This window comes from Magnetospirillum molischianum DSM 120, from assembly GCF_000294655.1.
GTDB classification, from domain to species: Bacteria; Pseudomonadota; Alphaproteobacteria; order Rhodospirillales; family Magnetospirillaceae; genus Phaeospirillum; species Phaeospirillum molischianum.
In genome coordinates, this window is sequence record NZ_CAHP01000028.1 from 1 (window position 1) to 13,594 (window position 13,594).

At 61.5% G+C, this 13,594-nt stretch carries 16 protein-coding genes; 13 read left to right on the forward strand and 3 right to left on the reverse strand.

What is annotated here, in order from left to right:
* The coding region (tnpC, locus tag PHAMO_RS12170) for an IS66 family transposase (RefSeq protein WP_040567069.1) at nt 1-1,201 on the reverse strand (1,201 nt) is incomplete at its 3' end.
* Between the two features lie 7 nt (nt 1,202-1,208).
* Here tnpC and PHAMO_RS19485 point away from each other — a divergent pair.
* On the forward strand, nt 1,209-1,838 hold the full coding sequence (locus PHAMO_RS19485; protein WP_155801776.1) for a hypothetical protein: 630 nt from the start codon (nt 1,209-1,211) through the stop codon (nt 1,836-1,838).
* A gap of 100 nt (nt 1,839-1,938) precedes the next feature.
* Nucleotides 1,939-2,133 carry a DUF6898 family protein gene (locus PHAMO_RS12185; RefSeq protein WP_002729745.1) on the forward strand — a complete coding sequence of 65 codons (195 nt, stop codon included), beginning with the start codon at nt 1,939-1,941 and terminating at the stop codon, nt 2,131-2,133.
* Between the two features lie 56 nt (nt 2,134-2,189).
* Here PHAMO_RS12185 and PHAMO_RS12190 read toward each other — a convergent pair whose 3' ends face one another.
* Nucleotides 2,190-2,651: a MucR family transcriptional regulator gene (locus PHAMO_RS12190; RefSeq protein ID WP_002729746.1), complete on the reverse strand. Its 462-nt coding sequence runs from the start codon at nt 2,649-2,651 to the stop codon at nt 2,190-2,192.
* Nucleotides 2,652-2,984: 333 nt separating this feature from the next.
* Between PHAMO_RS12190 and rpiB the strand changes: the two genes are divergently transcribed.
* The 11 genes from rpiB to PHAMO_RS12245 all read left to right on the forward strand — a co-directional run bounded on the left by rpiB (nt 2,985) and on the right by PHAMO_RS12245 (nt 12,981).
* On the forward strand, nt 2,985-3,434 hold the full coding sequence (rpiB, locus tag PHAMO_RS12195) for a ribose 5-phosphate isomerase B (protein ID WP_002729749.1): 450 nt from the start codon (nt 2,985-2,987) through the stop codon (nt 3,432-3,434).
* Nucleotides 3,435-3,490: 56 nt separating this feature from the next.
* On the forward strand, nt 3,491-4,774 hold the full coding sequence (gene glyA, locus PHAMO_RS12200) for a serine hydroxymethyltransferase (protein WP_002729750.1): 1,284 nt from the start codon (nt 3,491-3,493) through the stop codon (nt 4,772-4,774).
* A gap of 60 nt (nt 4,775-4,834) precedes the next feature.
* Complete coding sequence (gene nrdR, locus PHAMO_RS12205; protein WP_002729752.1) at nt 4,835-5,296, forward strand: transcriptional regulator NrdR; 462 nt, start codon at nt 4,835-4,837, stop codon at nt 5,294-5,296.
* Nucleotides 5,277-6,407, forward strand: a complete 1,131-nt coding sequence (gene ribD, locus PHAMO_RS12210) for a bifunctional diaminohydroxyphosphoribosylaminopyrimidine deaminase/5-amino-6-(5-phosphoribosylamino)uracil reductase RibD (protein WP_002729753.1) — start codon at nt 5,277-5,279, stop codon at nt 6,405-6,407. The genes nrdR and ribD overlap by 20 nt, the downstream gene beginning before the upstream one ends.
* Before the next feature lie 14 nt (nt 6,408-6,421).
* Nucleotides 6,422-7,015, forward strand: a complete 594-nt coding sequence (locus PHAMO_RS12215; protein ID WP_002729759.1) for a riboflavin synthase — start codon at nt 6,422-6,424, stop codon at nt 7,013-7,015.
* Nucleotides 6,987-8,135: a 3,4-dihydroxy-2-butanone-4-phosphate synthase gene (gene ribB / locus PHAMO_RS12220; protein WP_002729760.1), complete on the forward strand. Its 1,149-nt coding sequence runs from the start codon at nt 6,987-6,989 to the stop codon at nt 8,133-8,135. Before PHAMO_RS12215 ends, ribB begins: the two co-directional genes overlap by 29 nt.
* Before the next feature lie 36 nt (nt 8,136-8,171).
* Nucleotides 8,172-8,624, forward strand: coding sequence for a 6,7-dimethyl-8-ribityllumazine synthase (ribH, locus tag PHAMO_RS12225; protein ID WP_002729761.1), 453 nt, complete (start codon nt 8,172-8,174; stop codon nt 8,622-8,624).
* Nucleotides 8,621-9,088, forward strand: coding sequence for a transcription antitermination factor NusB (nusB, locus tag PHAMO_RS12230; RefSeq protein ID WP_002729762.1), 468 nt, complete (start codon nt 8,621-8,623; stop codon nt 9,086-9,088). The genes ribH and nusB overlap by 4 nt, the downstream gene beginning before the upstream one ends.
* Nucleotides 9,089-9,175: 87 nt before the next feature.
* Nucleotides 9,176-10,237 carry a thiamine-phosphate kinase gene (gene thiL / locus PHAMO_RS12235; protein WP_002729764.1) on the forward strand — a complete coding sequence of 354 codons (1,062 nt, stop codon included), beginning with the start codon at nt 9,176-9,178 and terminating at the stop codon, nt 10,235-10,237.
* A gap of 30 nt (nt 10,238-10,267) precedes the next feature.
* Nucleotides 10,268-10,735, forward strand: coding sequence for a hypothetical protein (locus tag PHAMO_RS12240; RefSeq protein WP_002729765.1), 468 nt, complete (start codon nt 10,268-10,270; stop codon nt 10,733-10,735).
* Between the two features lie 161 nt (nt 10,736-10,896).
* Nucleotides 10,897-12,981: a sodium-translocating pyrophosphatase gene (locus PHAMO_RS12245; RefSeq protein ID WP_002729767.1), complete on the forward strand. Its 2,085-nt coding sequence runs from the start codon at nt 10,897-10,899 to the stop codon at nt 12,979-12,981.
* 101 nt (nt 12,982-13,082) lie between these two features.
* Here the strand turns inward: PHAMO_RS12245 and PHAMO_RS12250 are convergent, their stop codons facing one another.
* Nucleotides 13,083-13,559: an outer membrane protein assembly factor BamE gene (locus tag PHAMO_RS12250; RefSeq protein ID WP_002729768.1), complete on the reverse strand. Its 477-nt coding sequence runs from the start codon at nt 13,557-13,559 to the stop codon at nt 13,083-13,085.
* Nucleotides 13,560-13,594 lie beyond the last annotated feature (35 nt).

Genomic DNA, 13,594 nt, shown 5'->3' on the forward strand with positions numbered 1-13,594 from the left:
AGGGCCGGATCTCGCGCTCGGACACATTGTTGGTGGGCGGGACCTCGCGATCGGTAAGGAAGACGAAGAACTTCGTTCGCCACGCCTTGATCTGGCGCTGGAGGATTTTCCCGGCCGGATGAGCGGCGGGGATGGCGAGCAGGGTGTCGAGGCGGCGCTCTGCCTTGGCGGCATAAGCGACCAGCGTAGAGTCCTTGAGCTCTGTTCGTCGTTTGCCGACACGGATTGCCCAACGGAGATGATCACGAATTTTCGGGGCGAAGACGGTGTCGCCGCAATCGATGGCGTATTGGACGTCGCGCAGGACATGGGCGAGACAGACCTGATGGGCCAGGGCGAGATCCTGCTGTCCGGCGTAGCGGTCGGACACCCAGACCCCGGGGCGGTAGTCGCCCAACACGGTCTCGGCGACGCTTTTGGCCCGGCGCGGCGCAATGTCGTGCAGCACCGCCCGATCCGAGACAAACACCCACTGCCAGTGGGTGACGCCATCGACCCGGGTGGTGGTTTCATCCGAGGCGATCACCCGGGCGGTCAGCAATTTGGCCTTGATGGCCGCGCGCGCCTCGTCCAGCCCGGTCCGGACCCGACGGAAAGCATTGGCGATGGCACCTTCCGAGACCGCCAATCCGAAGAGATCCTTCATCATCCGCGACAGCCGCTCGAAGCCGACATGGTGGCTGTGGTGGAGATACAAAAGCAGGGAACGGACGCCCGGTCCGAACGGCGTTCCTGGCGCCATCCCCTCCGGAGCCTCGGCCCGGGCACGACGTCCACAGCCGCCACAGCGCCCGCCGAACAGTTCGATTCGGGTCACCACCGGACGGATCGCCGGGAGGTCGATGTGGTCGTAGCGGTGACGGCACCGCTGCCGATCCGCCGACAGCGGCATCCCGCAATGGGGGCAGACCTCGACCAGGCGGCGCTCGGTTTTGTCCGGGTCCTCGGCCAATGGCCGCGATACCCCGGGGCGTGACGGACGCGGTTTCCGGGACCGGTCCTCGTGCGGCGAACTTTTCTTCCGGCCGGGGCCGTCCTTGGACGGCGGAAAATGCGAATTCGACGAGGTCTTTTTCGGCTTGCCCAGCGCCGCTTCAAGTTCGGCAATTCGGGCGGCCTGACGTTCGATCAACGCCGCCTGCTCTAACAGCAAGGCGTCCTTATCGGCGTCACTCAGGCGGTAGCGGATCGGAGACTTCATTCATCGGTTGACCCATATTCCACGCCTCGGCGCAAGCCCTTTTGCCAACCCCGTGAGCAATTACCTTGCCATTGGTGCGGCGGGTCTCGAACGTAGTGCTGCGGCTATTATTAGCCGGATGGCACAAAAATTATCATGTGAAGCATTGCTTTGCCATGCTTTCGCCCGCGGTTTTGACGGGAATGAACTGATCTGCGTTCGTGAAACTCCTTATCCTGATTTTACTGGAGATTTGGCTCAGCTTGACGTGGCTAGACCCGAGTCCCTTGATCTTTATGTCCTCACCCCCGACAAGCGCCGCGAGGTGCTGATCGAGGTCAAGCAAGTCCATGATCGAACCGGGAATGCATGGCGAGACCGCACCTCCAATGGGGGGAGTATTCCGCAAGATATCGCCAAATTGAGCCGTATTCCGTCGGCTCCCGGTCGGACGCGGTTGATGATGGTTGTTTTCACGACGCCGGAAGCGGGGTGGGAGCTTTCAGATTGGCGGGACTGGCTGGATAAGTCCCCTTCCATGCCGGAAGTATCGTGGGAGCGGCTGGATGATGGTCCTGGCCCATTGTTTAAGCTGAATGGCGGCTGGCTCGATATTGTGGTTCACAAGCTGAGAGACGACACGCTCTTGCCTTTATGATTTCGGCATCCCGGTCGTTTGGCGGCTCTGCTTCCAGGGGGGGGCGTCGATTGCGCCTCGCCGACGATTTGGCTAGGATGACGCAAAAGGAGCGCCATCCATGACAGTCTCCGGTGAGGTGCTATTTGAATTCCGCCGGGTCGGTGCCCTTGTGAAGGTTACGGCCTTCCACGTTTCCTCAATGACCGAGGTTTCGATCTCAGGCCCGGCCAGCGCAGGTGAGGCGATATTGCGTACTCAGGCGCTGCGGCGGCTGGAATACGTTATGGCCAAACGGGCGGCGGAGAAGTCATGAAAAGAACCCGGAGCCTGTCGAGGCTCCGGGTTTTTCCGTGGCGGGAAGAGTTCGCTCTAGCGGCGTCCGCGGCGGGACGGCGGGGTCTCATCGACCGGCTCGGCAGCCTTGCGGCCCAGACCGATCTTCTTGGCGAAATCTGACCGTTGGGCGGCATAATTTGGGGCAACCATCGGATAATCGGGGGGGAGCCCCCATTTCGCACGATATTCATCCGGTGTGATGTTGTAGGTAGTGCGCAGATGCCGTTTCAGCATCTTCAGCTTCTTACCATCCTCAAGGCAGATGATGTAATCGGGGGTCACCGACCGTTTGATTGCGATGGCGGGCTTCGGCGTTTCTGGCTTTGCTTCGGGCTGTCCACCGTCGAGAGAGGATAGCGAGCCATAAACGGTATTGATGAGGTCAGGTAATTGTCCCGCCGGCACTGGATTCTTGCCGACATAGGCCGCGACCACGTCGACGGCCATGCGCAGCAGATCATCGCGATTGGTCTTTTCCTGGCTTGTGTCGCTCATCTTTTTATCCAACCAAATATCATTGGTACGATGGATTCATTGAATGCATGCTACACCATCTATGTCAATTCGAAACTGTTGGGTCCGAGTAACGAATTCTTGTAACATGCCCCTCATTCAGTAATCGAGAGGGGCTCTAACTGCGAATTGGTTGGACTCTTCGCCCGTTTAGATATTTCTATTAAGGCGGAAGTATGGCGGAGTCCCTGGCTGCCGCTCCCTGCGCCCGGCAGCTCCCATCGTCGCGCATTCCCCTGCGGCTTGTGGCGCATTGGCAAAACGTTGCGACATATGGTATCTAGCCCAATCCATAGGATTGTCAGGATCGATTCCATGACCCAGCGTACCCTCGCTCTCGCTTCGGACCATGGCGGCATAGAGTTGAAGACGCTGCTGGCGGCCGATCTATCCGGTCTTGGCTGGCGGGGGCTTGACCTCGGCACCGATGGCCCCGCTTCGGTTGATTACCCCGATTTCGCGCTGAAATTGGCCCGCGCGTTGAAGGCGGGCGAGGCCGATCTGGGGCTGCTGATCTGTGGCTCGGGTATCGGTATCTCGATCGCCGCGAACCGCCATGCTCATATCCGTGCCGCTCTGGTTCATGACGGATACGGCGCCCGGATGTGCCGTCTGCATAATGACGCCAACGTCCTGGTACTGGGGGGGCGCACGATCGGCCCCGAGGTTGCCCGCGACTGTCTGCGCGTTTTTCTGGAGACTCCGTTCGAAGGCGGCCGTCATGCCCGCCGGGTGGCGATGCTATCTGAATACGGCGAGAAATAGTCTCCGCGTCACTTTCGTTCCCGCTTCTAAAACTCCTTCTGTCCGAAAGAGATCCGATGTCCAGCCTTTCCCCCTCCGCTTTCTTTACCGCTTCCCTGGCCAGCAGCGATCCCGATATCGCCGCCGCCGTCGCCCATGAATTGGAGCGCCAGCAGGGACAGATCGAACTGATTGCCTCGGAAAATATCGTTTCCCGCGCCGTGCTTGAAGCTCAGGGCACCGTCTTGACCAACAAGTACGCCGAAGGCTATCCGGGCAAGCGGTATTACGGCGGCTGTGAGTTCGTTGACGTCGTTGAACGGCTGGCGATCGAACGCGCCTGTGCTTTGTTCGGCTGCACCTATGCCAACGTCCAGCCCAATTCCGGTTCGCAGGCCAACCAGGGCGTGTTCATGGCTCTGGTCCAGCCCGGCGATACCATCCTTGGGATGTCGCTGGCCGCAGGCGGCCACCTGACCCATGGTGCCGCCCCCAACCAGTCCGGCAAATGGTTCAAGGCGGTGCAATATGGCGTGCGCCAGCAGGACGCCCTGATTGATTATTCCGAAGTTGAGGCTTTGGCCCGCACCCACCGCCCGAAGCTGATTATTGCCGGTGGTTCGGCTTACCCGCGTGAGATCGACTTTGCCCGCTTCCGTGCCATCGCCGATGAGGTGGGGGCCTATTTCATGGTCGATATGGCTCACTTCGCCGGTCTGGTTGCCGGTGGTGTCTATCCCAACCCGCTGCCCCATGCTCATGTCGTCACCACCACGACGCACAAGACCCTGCGCGGCCCGCGTGGCGGCATGATCCTGTCCAACGATCCCGAACTGGGTAAGAAGATCAATTCGGCGATCTTCCCCGGCATCCAGGGTGGCCCACTGATGCATGTGATCGCGGGTAAGGCCGTGGCGTTCGGCGAAGCTTTGTCGCCCGAGTTCAAGGTCTATGCCCGTCAGGTCGTTGATAATGCTCGCGTTCTGGCCGATACATTGGTTCGTCGTGGCCTTGATATCGTGTCGGGCGGCACCGATTCGCACCTGATGCTGGTCGATCTGCGTCCGAAGAAGCTGACCGGCAAGGCGGCAGAAGCCAGCCTGGAGCGGGCAGGGATGACCTGCAACAAGAACGGCATTCCCTTCGACCCGGAAAAGCCGACGATCACCTCGGGCGTGCGTCTTGGCACTCCGGCGGCGACCACGCGCGGCTTTGGCACCGATGAGTTCCGTCAGGTCGGCGAGCTGATCGGGGACGTGTTGGACGGTCTGGCCCTCAACCCCGAGGATAATTCGGCGGCCGAGGCTCGGGCTCGGGCCGAAGTGACGGCTCTGTGCAGTCGTTTCCCGATCTATAGCTGATCTGTCTAGATTTGGGACGGGGGCCATTCGGTTCCCGTCCCGCCTTGCGCGGAGAATCCCATGCGTTGCCCGTTTTGTGGACACGACGACACTCAAGTAAAGGATTCCCGCCCAACCGAGGATAATTCCGCAATTCGCCGCCGCCGCTCCTGTCCGGCCTGCGGCTCTCGTTTTACGACGTTTGAACGGGTTCAGATCCGCGATCTGGTTGTGGTAAAAAAGGGCGGTGGCCGCGTTCCCTTCGACCGCGAGAAGCTACTCCGCTCGATTGGGATCGCTCTCCGCAAGCGTCCGGTCGAAGAGGATCAGATCGAGCGGATCGTCAACGGCATTCACCGTCGGCTGGAAAGTCTCGGTGAGAACGAGGTGTCGTCTAAATTCATCGGCGAACTGGTGATGGAGACGCTGATGGACCTCGACAAGGTCGCCTATGTCCGCTACGCCTCGGTATATCGTAATTTCCGAGAAGCCAAGGACTTCGAGGAATTCCTGGGGAAGATGATTGGCCCACCCGCCGACTGAGCCCGACCGGGCCGAGACCGATCGCGCCCATATGCGAGCCGCCCTGGCCATGGCCCGGCGCGGCCTTGGTGAGGTGTGGCCCAACCCTGCCGTCGGCTGCATCATCGTCGCGGATGGCGGCCGCGTCGTTGGCCGGGGCTGCACCGCCGCCGGAGGTCGTCCCCACGCCGAGACCGAGGCGCTGGCGATGGCGGGCGAGGCGGCACGCGGAGCCACCGCCTATGTCACCCTCGAACCTTGCGCCCATCACGGCAAGACCCCGCCTTGCGCCGAAGCGTTGATCGCGGCCGGAATTGTCCGGGTGGTGTCGGCTCTGCGCGATCCCGATCCCCGCGTTTCCGGGAGAGGGGTCGATCTGCTGCGCCGCGCCGGACTTGCCGTCGTCGAAGGGGTGAAAGAGGCCGAAGCCCGTGAACTGAATGCCGGTTTCTTGTCACGGATCGAGCACGGCCGGCCGCTGGTAACGCTGAAGCTGGCCAGCACGCTCGATGGGCGTATCGCCACTCGTACCGGCGAAAGCCGCTGGATTACCGGCTCCGCTGCCCGTGCTCACGCCCACCTGCTGCGCGCCGAGAACGATGCGGTGATGATCGGCAGTGGCACCGCGCTGGCTGATGATCCCGAACTGACCTGTCGTTTACCCGGCCTAGCGTCCCGCTCGCCGGTACGGATCGTGTTCGACGGTCGTCTGCGGATGCCGCTGACCCACTGTCTGGCGGCCACAGCCGACGATGTGCCGACCTGGGTGGTCACCCTGGCCGGAGGCGACCGCACCCGTGCCCGCGCCTTCGCGGATGCGGGGGTTGAGTTGTTCGAATGCCCCGCTGGCCCTGATGGAACGGTCGATCCGGGGGCAGCACTGACGGCGCTTGGCGCGGCGGGGCTAACCCGGATTCTCGTCGAGGGGGGGGCGCATCTCGCTGCCGCGCTGCTGCGGGCCGATCTGGTCGATCGGCTGATCTGGTTCCGTGCCGCCCGGCTGATCGGCGGCGACGGACTGGCGGCGCTGGTTGGCTTTGGAGTTGATCGTCTGTCGCAGACTCCGCGTTTCGGCCGGATTGACGTCCGGGCAGTCGGCGATGACGTGATGGAAACCTATTCCCGCATCTAACAGAGGACAGGCCTATGTTCACCGGCATCGTCACCGCGCTTGGCGAGGTGAAGCGGGTGGTTCGCGGCGAGGGCCGCGAGACCCGTTTTGAGATTTCCAGCGGCTTTGATCCGGCTGGCATCGCCATTGGCGCCTCGATCGCTCATAACGGTGTCTGTTTGACCGTGGTCGAAACCGGTCCCGGCTGGCATGCCGTCGAGGTCTCGGGCGAGACTCTGTCGAAGACAACCCTGGGCGGGTGGGTCACCGGCAGCCGGGTCAATCTTGAACGCTCGTTGCGGATGGGCGACGAAATGGGCGGTCATATCGTTTCCGGTCATATCGATGGCGTTGCCCGTGTCGCGGAGATCCGTCCCGACGGCCAGTCGATGCGGTTTGTGTTCGAGACACCCGCCGCTCTGTCGCACTTTGTCGCGTCGAAGGGGTCAGTCGCGCTGGACGGTGTTTCTCTGACCGTCAACGAGGTTGAAAACGACCGCTTTGGGGTCAACATCATTCCCCATACTCAATCCGTGACCACCTTTGGCCTGTACCGGGTCGGGGATGTGGTCAATCTGGAAATCGACATGCTTGCGCGCTATGTTGCGCGCCTGCTGCAAAGGGATTAACTCCGTGGTTTCGGCATATCGTGATTATCTGTCGAACATCGAGGATATTGTCGAGGATGCTCGGCAAGGCCGGATGTTCATTCTGATCGATGATGAAGATCGCGAGAATGAAGGCGATCTGATCATTCCGGGGCAATTCGCCACCGCCGATACGATCAATTTCATGGTGAAGCATTGTCGCGGACTGGTCTGTCTGGCCATGAACCGCGAGCGAATCGAGCATCTTGGCCTCAAGCTGATGAATTCGGATAACCGCTCGCGTCTCCAGACCGCCTTCACCGTCTCGATCGAAGCGCGTGAAGGGGTTACCACCGGCATTTCCGCCGCCGACCGCGCCCGCACCATCGAGGTGGCGATCGATCCGGCATTGGGTGCCGCCGACATCGTGTCGCCCGGTCATATCTTTCCGCTGGTGGCGCGGGAAGGCGGCGTTTTGGTTCGTGCCGGTCATACCGAAGCGGCGGTCGATATCTCTCGGTTGGCCGGGTTGAATCCGTCAGGCGTTATCTGTGAGATCATGAACGACGACGGCACCATGGCGCGGTTGCCCGATCTGGTCCAGTTTGCCCAGTATCATGGGGTGCGGATCGGCACCATCGCCGACCTGATTTCATATCGTCGTCGTAACGAGCGGACCGTCGAGCGCTCGCTGGAAACGGCGTTTCACTCCACCTGGGGTGGAGATTGGCGGATGCTGGTCTACGTCAATACCGTCGATTACGCCGAGCATATTGCCCTGGTGAAGGGGGAGATCGTTCCCGATCGCCCGGTGATGATCCGGGTCCATGCCGTCAACGTGCTCGACGACGTTCTGGGCGACCAGGGATCGGGCAAAGCCGGTGAGCTTCATTCTGCAATGGAAATGATCGCTGAACATGGCTGCGGCGCTGTTGTCCTGGTGCGCGAACCGCGTCCAAACAGCCTGTCCGAGCAAATCCGCGCCCAGCTTGAAGGCCGCCAGCCCGAGCCGGAATTGCGCGATTATGGTGTCGGGGCTCAGATCCTGCTCGATCTTGGTGTCCACGAAATGATCCTGTTGTCCAATACCCGGCGCTGCATTGTCGGTTTGGACGGGTATGGCCTGAAGGTGGTCGAACAGCGGCCGATCTCGATCGGCTAAGGCTAGCCGACCGAGGCTAAAGACAAGGAGGACCGCATGGCCCGCATTTTGATTATCGAGGCCCGTTTCTACGACCATATTGCCGACGGCTTGCTGGCCGGCGCGCGTGAGGCGCTTGACGCAGCCGGTGCCAGCCACGAGTTGCTGACCGTTCCCGGCATCTTCGAACTGCCCGGAGCTCTTAATCTGGTTCTGGCCGCTGCCGCTCACGGCAACGAAACCGCCCGCTATGATGGCTTTGTTGCTCTGGGCTGCGCCATCCGTGGCGAGACCGATCACTATCATCATGTCGGAACCGAATGCATGCGCGGGTTGGCCGATCTGTCGGTCGCCCATCAATTGGCGTTTGGTAACGGCGTGCTGACCTGTCACGACGAGGCCCAGGCTCTTAACCGCGCCGATCCCAAGCGAAAGAACCTGGGTGGACAGGCCGGGCGGGCTTGCCTGCGTATGTTGGCGATCAAGCGCGCGTTGGGGTTAGCAGTATGACGGTCAATCCCTCGGTTGCCCGCCGCAGCGCGGCCCGCCTTGTTGCGGTGCAGGTGTTGTACCAGATGGAGATGACGGCGACTTCTGCCGAGCAGGCTCTGGTCGATGATCGCGACCGCCGTTCCGAGGCAAAGCGTGGTCCGATCGCCGAGCCGGATTCGTCTCTGCTGGGGCGGATTGTGCGTGGCGTTTCCGCCGACACCAAGCCATTGGATCTGCGGATTGGTGACGCTTTGTCCGGCGACTGGACGGTCGAGCGGCTGGAGGCGGTCTTGCGTGCTATTCTGCGCGCTGGCGCTTGGGAACTGGAAGCTCGCCCGCAGACCCCGGCTCGGGTGTGCATTTCGGAATGGGTCGATGTCGCTCATGCCTTTTATTCGGGTCCAGAGCCGGGGCTGGTGAATGCGGTTCTCGATCGGTTGGGTCAGGCGATCCGTCCGGGGGAGATGGGGCGGGGGAACTAGAGGCATGATCCGATTCTACCGGATCGTGCCCGACTGCCCTTGGGACGGTGGCCAAGCAGGCACCGTCTGCACCCGGCGAGAGATGTCATGAGTCCAGTGCCGTCCGATTCCGTCGGATCTGGCTCTGGACATCTGGCGGAACCGGAGGCGGTTGACGAGTTCGCTCTGATCGCCGATCTGTTCGTGCCGTTGACCGGAGGGCATCCGGCCGCGCGCGGGCTGGCCGACGATGCCGCCTTCCTGGTTGCCGAACCTGGGACGGAGACTGTCCTGACCGTCGATGCGATGGTCGCCGGGGTGCATTTCCTGCCCGACGACCCGCCGGACCTGATCGCGCGCAAGCTGATTCGGGTCAATCTTTCCGACCTTGCCGCCAAGGGAGCGGAGCCAGTTGCGTTGCTGCTGGCTGCCGCTTTTCCCCATGACGTTACTGCCGATTGGCTGCGCGCCTTTGCCGAAGGATTGCGTCAGGATCTGACGACCTATGACACGGTTCTGATCGGCGGTGACACCGTGGCAACGCCGGGACCGCTAACCTTGTCGCTGACAGCGATCGGGCGGGTGGCGGCGGGGCAAGGGCTGCCGCGGTCGGGGGCGTCGGTGGGCGACGATATTTGGGTGTCCGGTACAATCGGCGATGGATCGCTGGGGTTGCGGGCGGCGCGGGGAGAACTGAACGGCCTGTCGGCCGCAGATGTGGCTTTTCTCGCCGACCGCTATCGTTTGCCACGTCCTCGCATTGAATTGGGGCCGCGTCTGATCGGGCTGGCCGGGGCATCGATGGATGTTTCGGACGGGTTGATTCAGGATCTGGGCCACCTCTGCCGCGCCTCGGGGGTGGGGGCAAGGATCGAGATGGCGCTGGTTCCTCTGTCGGATTCCGCAAGCCGTGCTGTCGATTTTGGTCTCGTAACGCTTGCCAGCCTGCTGAGTGGAGGCGATGATTACGAGGTTTTGTTTACCGCCTCGCCCCGATTTGCTGAGGCGGTTGCGGCGCTGGGGGGTTCGCTGGGCCTGCCTCTGACCCGGATCGGCGCGATTGTCGCTCACGCCGATGCTGTGACGGTAATCGATCCCGCCGGGAGTCCGCTCGTTCCTGTCGAGGGGGGCTGGCGGCATTTTCGCGCTGGCCAGAGGCGCGATGTGTGACGCTAATTTGGAATATGGAGGATTTTTCGTGTGATCAGAGTGATTTTCATCGTGATCTCTCTGCTGCTGATCCTCGCAGGTGTCGTCGGCGGTTTGTATTTTTGGGGGATTGATCCGCTGGCCAAGCTGGGGATCGATAATCCGTTGTCCCGTAGCGATGCGCCGCCTCCAGCCCCACCGCCTCCACCTCCGCCGTCCTATGTCGATTTCGGGCTTCTGATGGTTCCGGTGATCCAGAATCATGAGGTGCGCAAACAGGCCGAAATGATCGTCCGGTTGGAAGTCGATCCCAAGAATAAGGAAATTGTTGCCCGCAATCTGCCCCGGTTGCAGAACGCATTCCTTGAGGACATGATCAATTTCCTGGGCAGCACAGTGCAGCCGGGACAGCCTCTCGATACCCGTGCGATCAGCCGGAGGTTGATGATTGTCGCCGACCGGACCCTCGGACCTGGCTATTTGCGCAACATCGTCATTGAGAATCCCAACCTGAAATAGTCTGTCTTAGCGCAGCCGATTTCAGCAACTTATTGCATCACTGAGGGTCTTCTGGCAGGGTCTTTGTCGCCTGCGGCGCGGCTCTCCTGACGCACTGGCCCCCGATCGCCCGTGACTGGGAAATTCGGCGCCGCCGGCTTCATCAGGGGGATTCAAGCCAAATGAACATCAACCTATTCGTGATCGCATGCGGCGTCCTGGCGCTGCTTTACGGGGGGTACGCTGTACGCTCCGTATTGGCAGCATCGGCCGGGACCGACCGTATGCAGCAGATCGCCGCAGCGGTGCAGGAGGGTGCCGCCGCTTATCTCAACCGCCAATACACTACCATCGCCATGGTCGGTCTGGTCGTTGCCGTCGTTCTCGGCTACTACCTGGGCACCTATCAGGCGGTTGGTTTCGTCATCGGTGCCGTGCTGTCGGGTGCCGCTGGCTATGTTGGCATGAATGTTTCCGTGCGCGCCAATGTGCGGACCGCCGAGGCCGCCCGTTCCGGCGGCATGCAGCAGGCTCTGGATGTCGCCTTCAAATCGGGTGCCATCACAGGCCTGCTGGTGGTCGGTCTGGGTCTGATCGGCGTTGCCGGTTATTACACTATTCTGCAACACGCCGGGATCGAGTCGCGCAAGTTGCTTGAGGCGTTGGTGGCGCTGTCCTTCGGTGCCTCGCTGATCTCGATTTTCGCCCGTCTGGGGGGGGGCATTTTCACCAAGGGTGCCGATGTCGGTGCCGATCTGGTGGGAAAAGTCGAGGCCGGTATTCCCGAAGACGATCCCCGTAATCCCGCCGTGATCGCCGATAATGTCGGCGACAATGTTGGCGATTGCGCGGGCATGGCCGCCGATCTGTTCGAGACCTATGCGGTGACCGTGGTGGGCACCATGCTTCTGGGCTCGATCTTCTTTGCCGATCCGGTCGAGAAGCTTTTGATGATGCAGCTTCCGCTGGTGATCTGTGGCGTTTGCATTTTCGCCTCGGTGATCGGGACCTTCTTCGTGAAGCTCGACGCCTCTGGCAAGATCATGAAGGCTCTTTACAAGGGCCTGATTGTAACCGGCGTGCTGTCGGCGGCGCTGATCGCCGCGGTTCTGGTCTATGGCTTTGGCGGTTTCGACGCCACCTATGCCTCGACCGGGGGTGTTATCACCGGGACCAAGCTCTATCTGTGCGCCATTATCGGTCTGGTCGTCACCGGCCTGCTGGTTTGGATTACCGAATACTATACTGGTACCGATTTCCGTCCGGTGCAGTCGGTTGCCAAGGCTTCGGTGACGGGGCATGGCACCAACGTGATCCAGGGGCTGGCCGTGTCGATGGAAGCCACTGCGCTTCCGGTGCTGGTGATTTCGGTCGCCATTATCGCTGCGTATTCGGTCGCTGGCCTGTTCGGCATTTCGATCGCGGCGACCACGATGCTGGCTCTGGCCGGTATGGTCGTTGCGCTCGACGCCTATGGCCCGGTCACCGACAATGCCGGTGGTATCGCCGAGATGGCGAACCTGCCCAAGGACGTTCGCAAGATCACCGATGCCCTGGACGCCGTTGGCAACACCACCAAGGCGGTGACCAAGGGCTACGCCATCGGTTCGGCCGGTCTGGCCTCGCTGGTGCTGTTCTCGGCCTATACCGAGGATCTGAAGCATTATTTCCCTAACCTCAACGTCCAGTTCAGCCTTGAAGACCCCTATGTGGTGATCGGGTTGTTCCTTGGCGGCATGCTGCCCTATCTGTTCGGGGCGCTCGGCATGCAGGCGGTTGGTCGCGCCGCCGGTTCGGTGGTGATCGAGGTCCGTCGTCAGTTCAAGGAAATCCCAGGCATCATGGAAGGCACGGGCAAGCCGGATTATGGCCGTGCTGTCGATCTGCTGACCAAGGCCGCGATCAAGGAAATGATCGTCCCCAGTATGCTTCCGGTGCTGTCGCCGGTGGTGCTGTACTTCGTTATCCTGTTCGCTGCCAATCAGAAGGCTGCGTTCACCGCTCTCGGCGCGATGCTGCTCGGCACCATCGTCACCGGCCTGTTCGTGGCCATTTCGATGACCTCGGGCGGCGGTGCCTGGGATAACGCCAAGAAGTACATCGAAGACGGTCATCATGGCGGCAAAGGGTCCGACGCCCACAAGGCGGCGGTTACCGGCGACACCGTTGGCGATCCCTACAAAGACACCGCCGGTCCGGCGGTCAATCCGATGATCAAGATCATCAACATCGTTGCCATTCTGTTGCTGGCGATCGTTGCAGGCTGATCGAGATTGAGCTGATCAAGAAAGACCCCCGGTCGCTGCGGCGATCGGGGGTTTTGTTTGTCTGGCCACAACGGTGGATGATTCCGCCTGCGTCGGGCGCTCTATTGTCCCTGGGCCGGCTTCGAGAAGCGACCCATATTGCCGAGCAATTGCTTTAGGATCGTCATTTCCTGGCCTGCCGTCGGTGTCTCGCGTCCGACCGGAATGACGTCGTGACCATCGGCCAGCCCTTTGGTATCGATCGCACGGACTGTTCCGCTGCGGTCGAACAGGACGGCGATCACTTTGCGCTCCTTGACATCGGGTTCGAAGAACGAGACCCGTTCGGTGACGGTCGAAACGTAGTACCACGCATCGTCGTCGAAGGGGCTGACGTTGGAGGGCGTGCCCAACAGCGATTGAACGTCGTCGCGCGAGCTTTTTCCAACCACGACCTCTGCCAATTGCTCGGGTGGCGGCAGGTTGCCACGCAATTCTACAATCGGGGTACAGGCCCCCGCTGCCAGGGCAACGGCAAGGGTGGCCAGGACAAACCGGGTGGGGCTGGGCTTTTTCATGCGCAGAGGTCGGCGGAGCATTGACGGAAACGGCCTCCGAGGCCAATGTGGGAGGG

Coding starts and splice junctions, on each gene's coding strand:
- ribB (WP_002729760.1), top strand. CDS start 6,987: ATGTTGCGCGCCTGCTGCAAAGGGATTAACTCCGTGGTTTCGGCATAT.
- rpiB (WP_002729749.1), top strand. CDS start 2,985: ATGACCCAGCGTACCCTCGCTCTCGCTTCGGACCATGGCGGCATAGAG.
- thiL (WP_002729764.1), top strand. CDS start 9,176: ATGAGTCCAGTGCCGTCCGATTCCGTCGGATCTGGCTCTGGACATCTG.
- nrdR (WP_002729752.1), top strand. CDS start 4,835: ATGCGTTGCCCGTTTTGTGGACACGACGACACTCAAGTAAAGGATTCC.
- PHAMO_RS12215 (WP_002729759.1), top strand. CDS start 6,422: ATGTTCACCGGCATCGTCACCGCGCTTGGCGAGGTGAAGCGGGTGGTT.
- ribH (WP_002729761.1), top strand. CDS start 8,172: ATGGCCCGCATTTTGATTATCGAGGCCCGTTTCTACGACCATATTGCC.
- PHAMO_RS12250 (WP_002729768.1), bottom strand. CDS start 13,559: ATGCTCCGCCGACCTCTGCGCATGAAAAAGCCCAGCCCCACCCGGTTT.
- glyA (WP_002729750.1), top strand. CDS start 3,491: ATGTCCAGCCTTTCCCCCTCCGCTTTCTTTACCGCTTCCCTGGCCAGC.
- PHAMO_RS12245 (WP_002729767.1), top strand. CDS start 10,897: ATGAACATCAACCTATTCGTGATCGCATGCGGCGTCCTGGCGCTGCTT.
- PHAMO_RS12190 (WP_002729746.1), bottom strand. CDS start 2,651: ATGAGCGACACAAGCCAGGAAAAGACCAATCGCGATGATCTGCTGCGC.
- PHAMO_RS12185 (WP_002729745.1), top strand. CDS start 1,939: ATGACAGTCTCCGGTGAGGTGCTATTTGAATTCCGCCGGGTCGGTGCC.
- nusB (WP_002729762.1), top strand. CDS start 8,621: ATGACGGTCAATCCCTCGGTTGCCCGCCGCAGCGCGGCCCGCCTTGTT.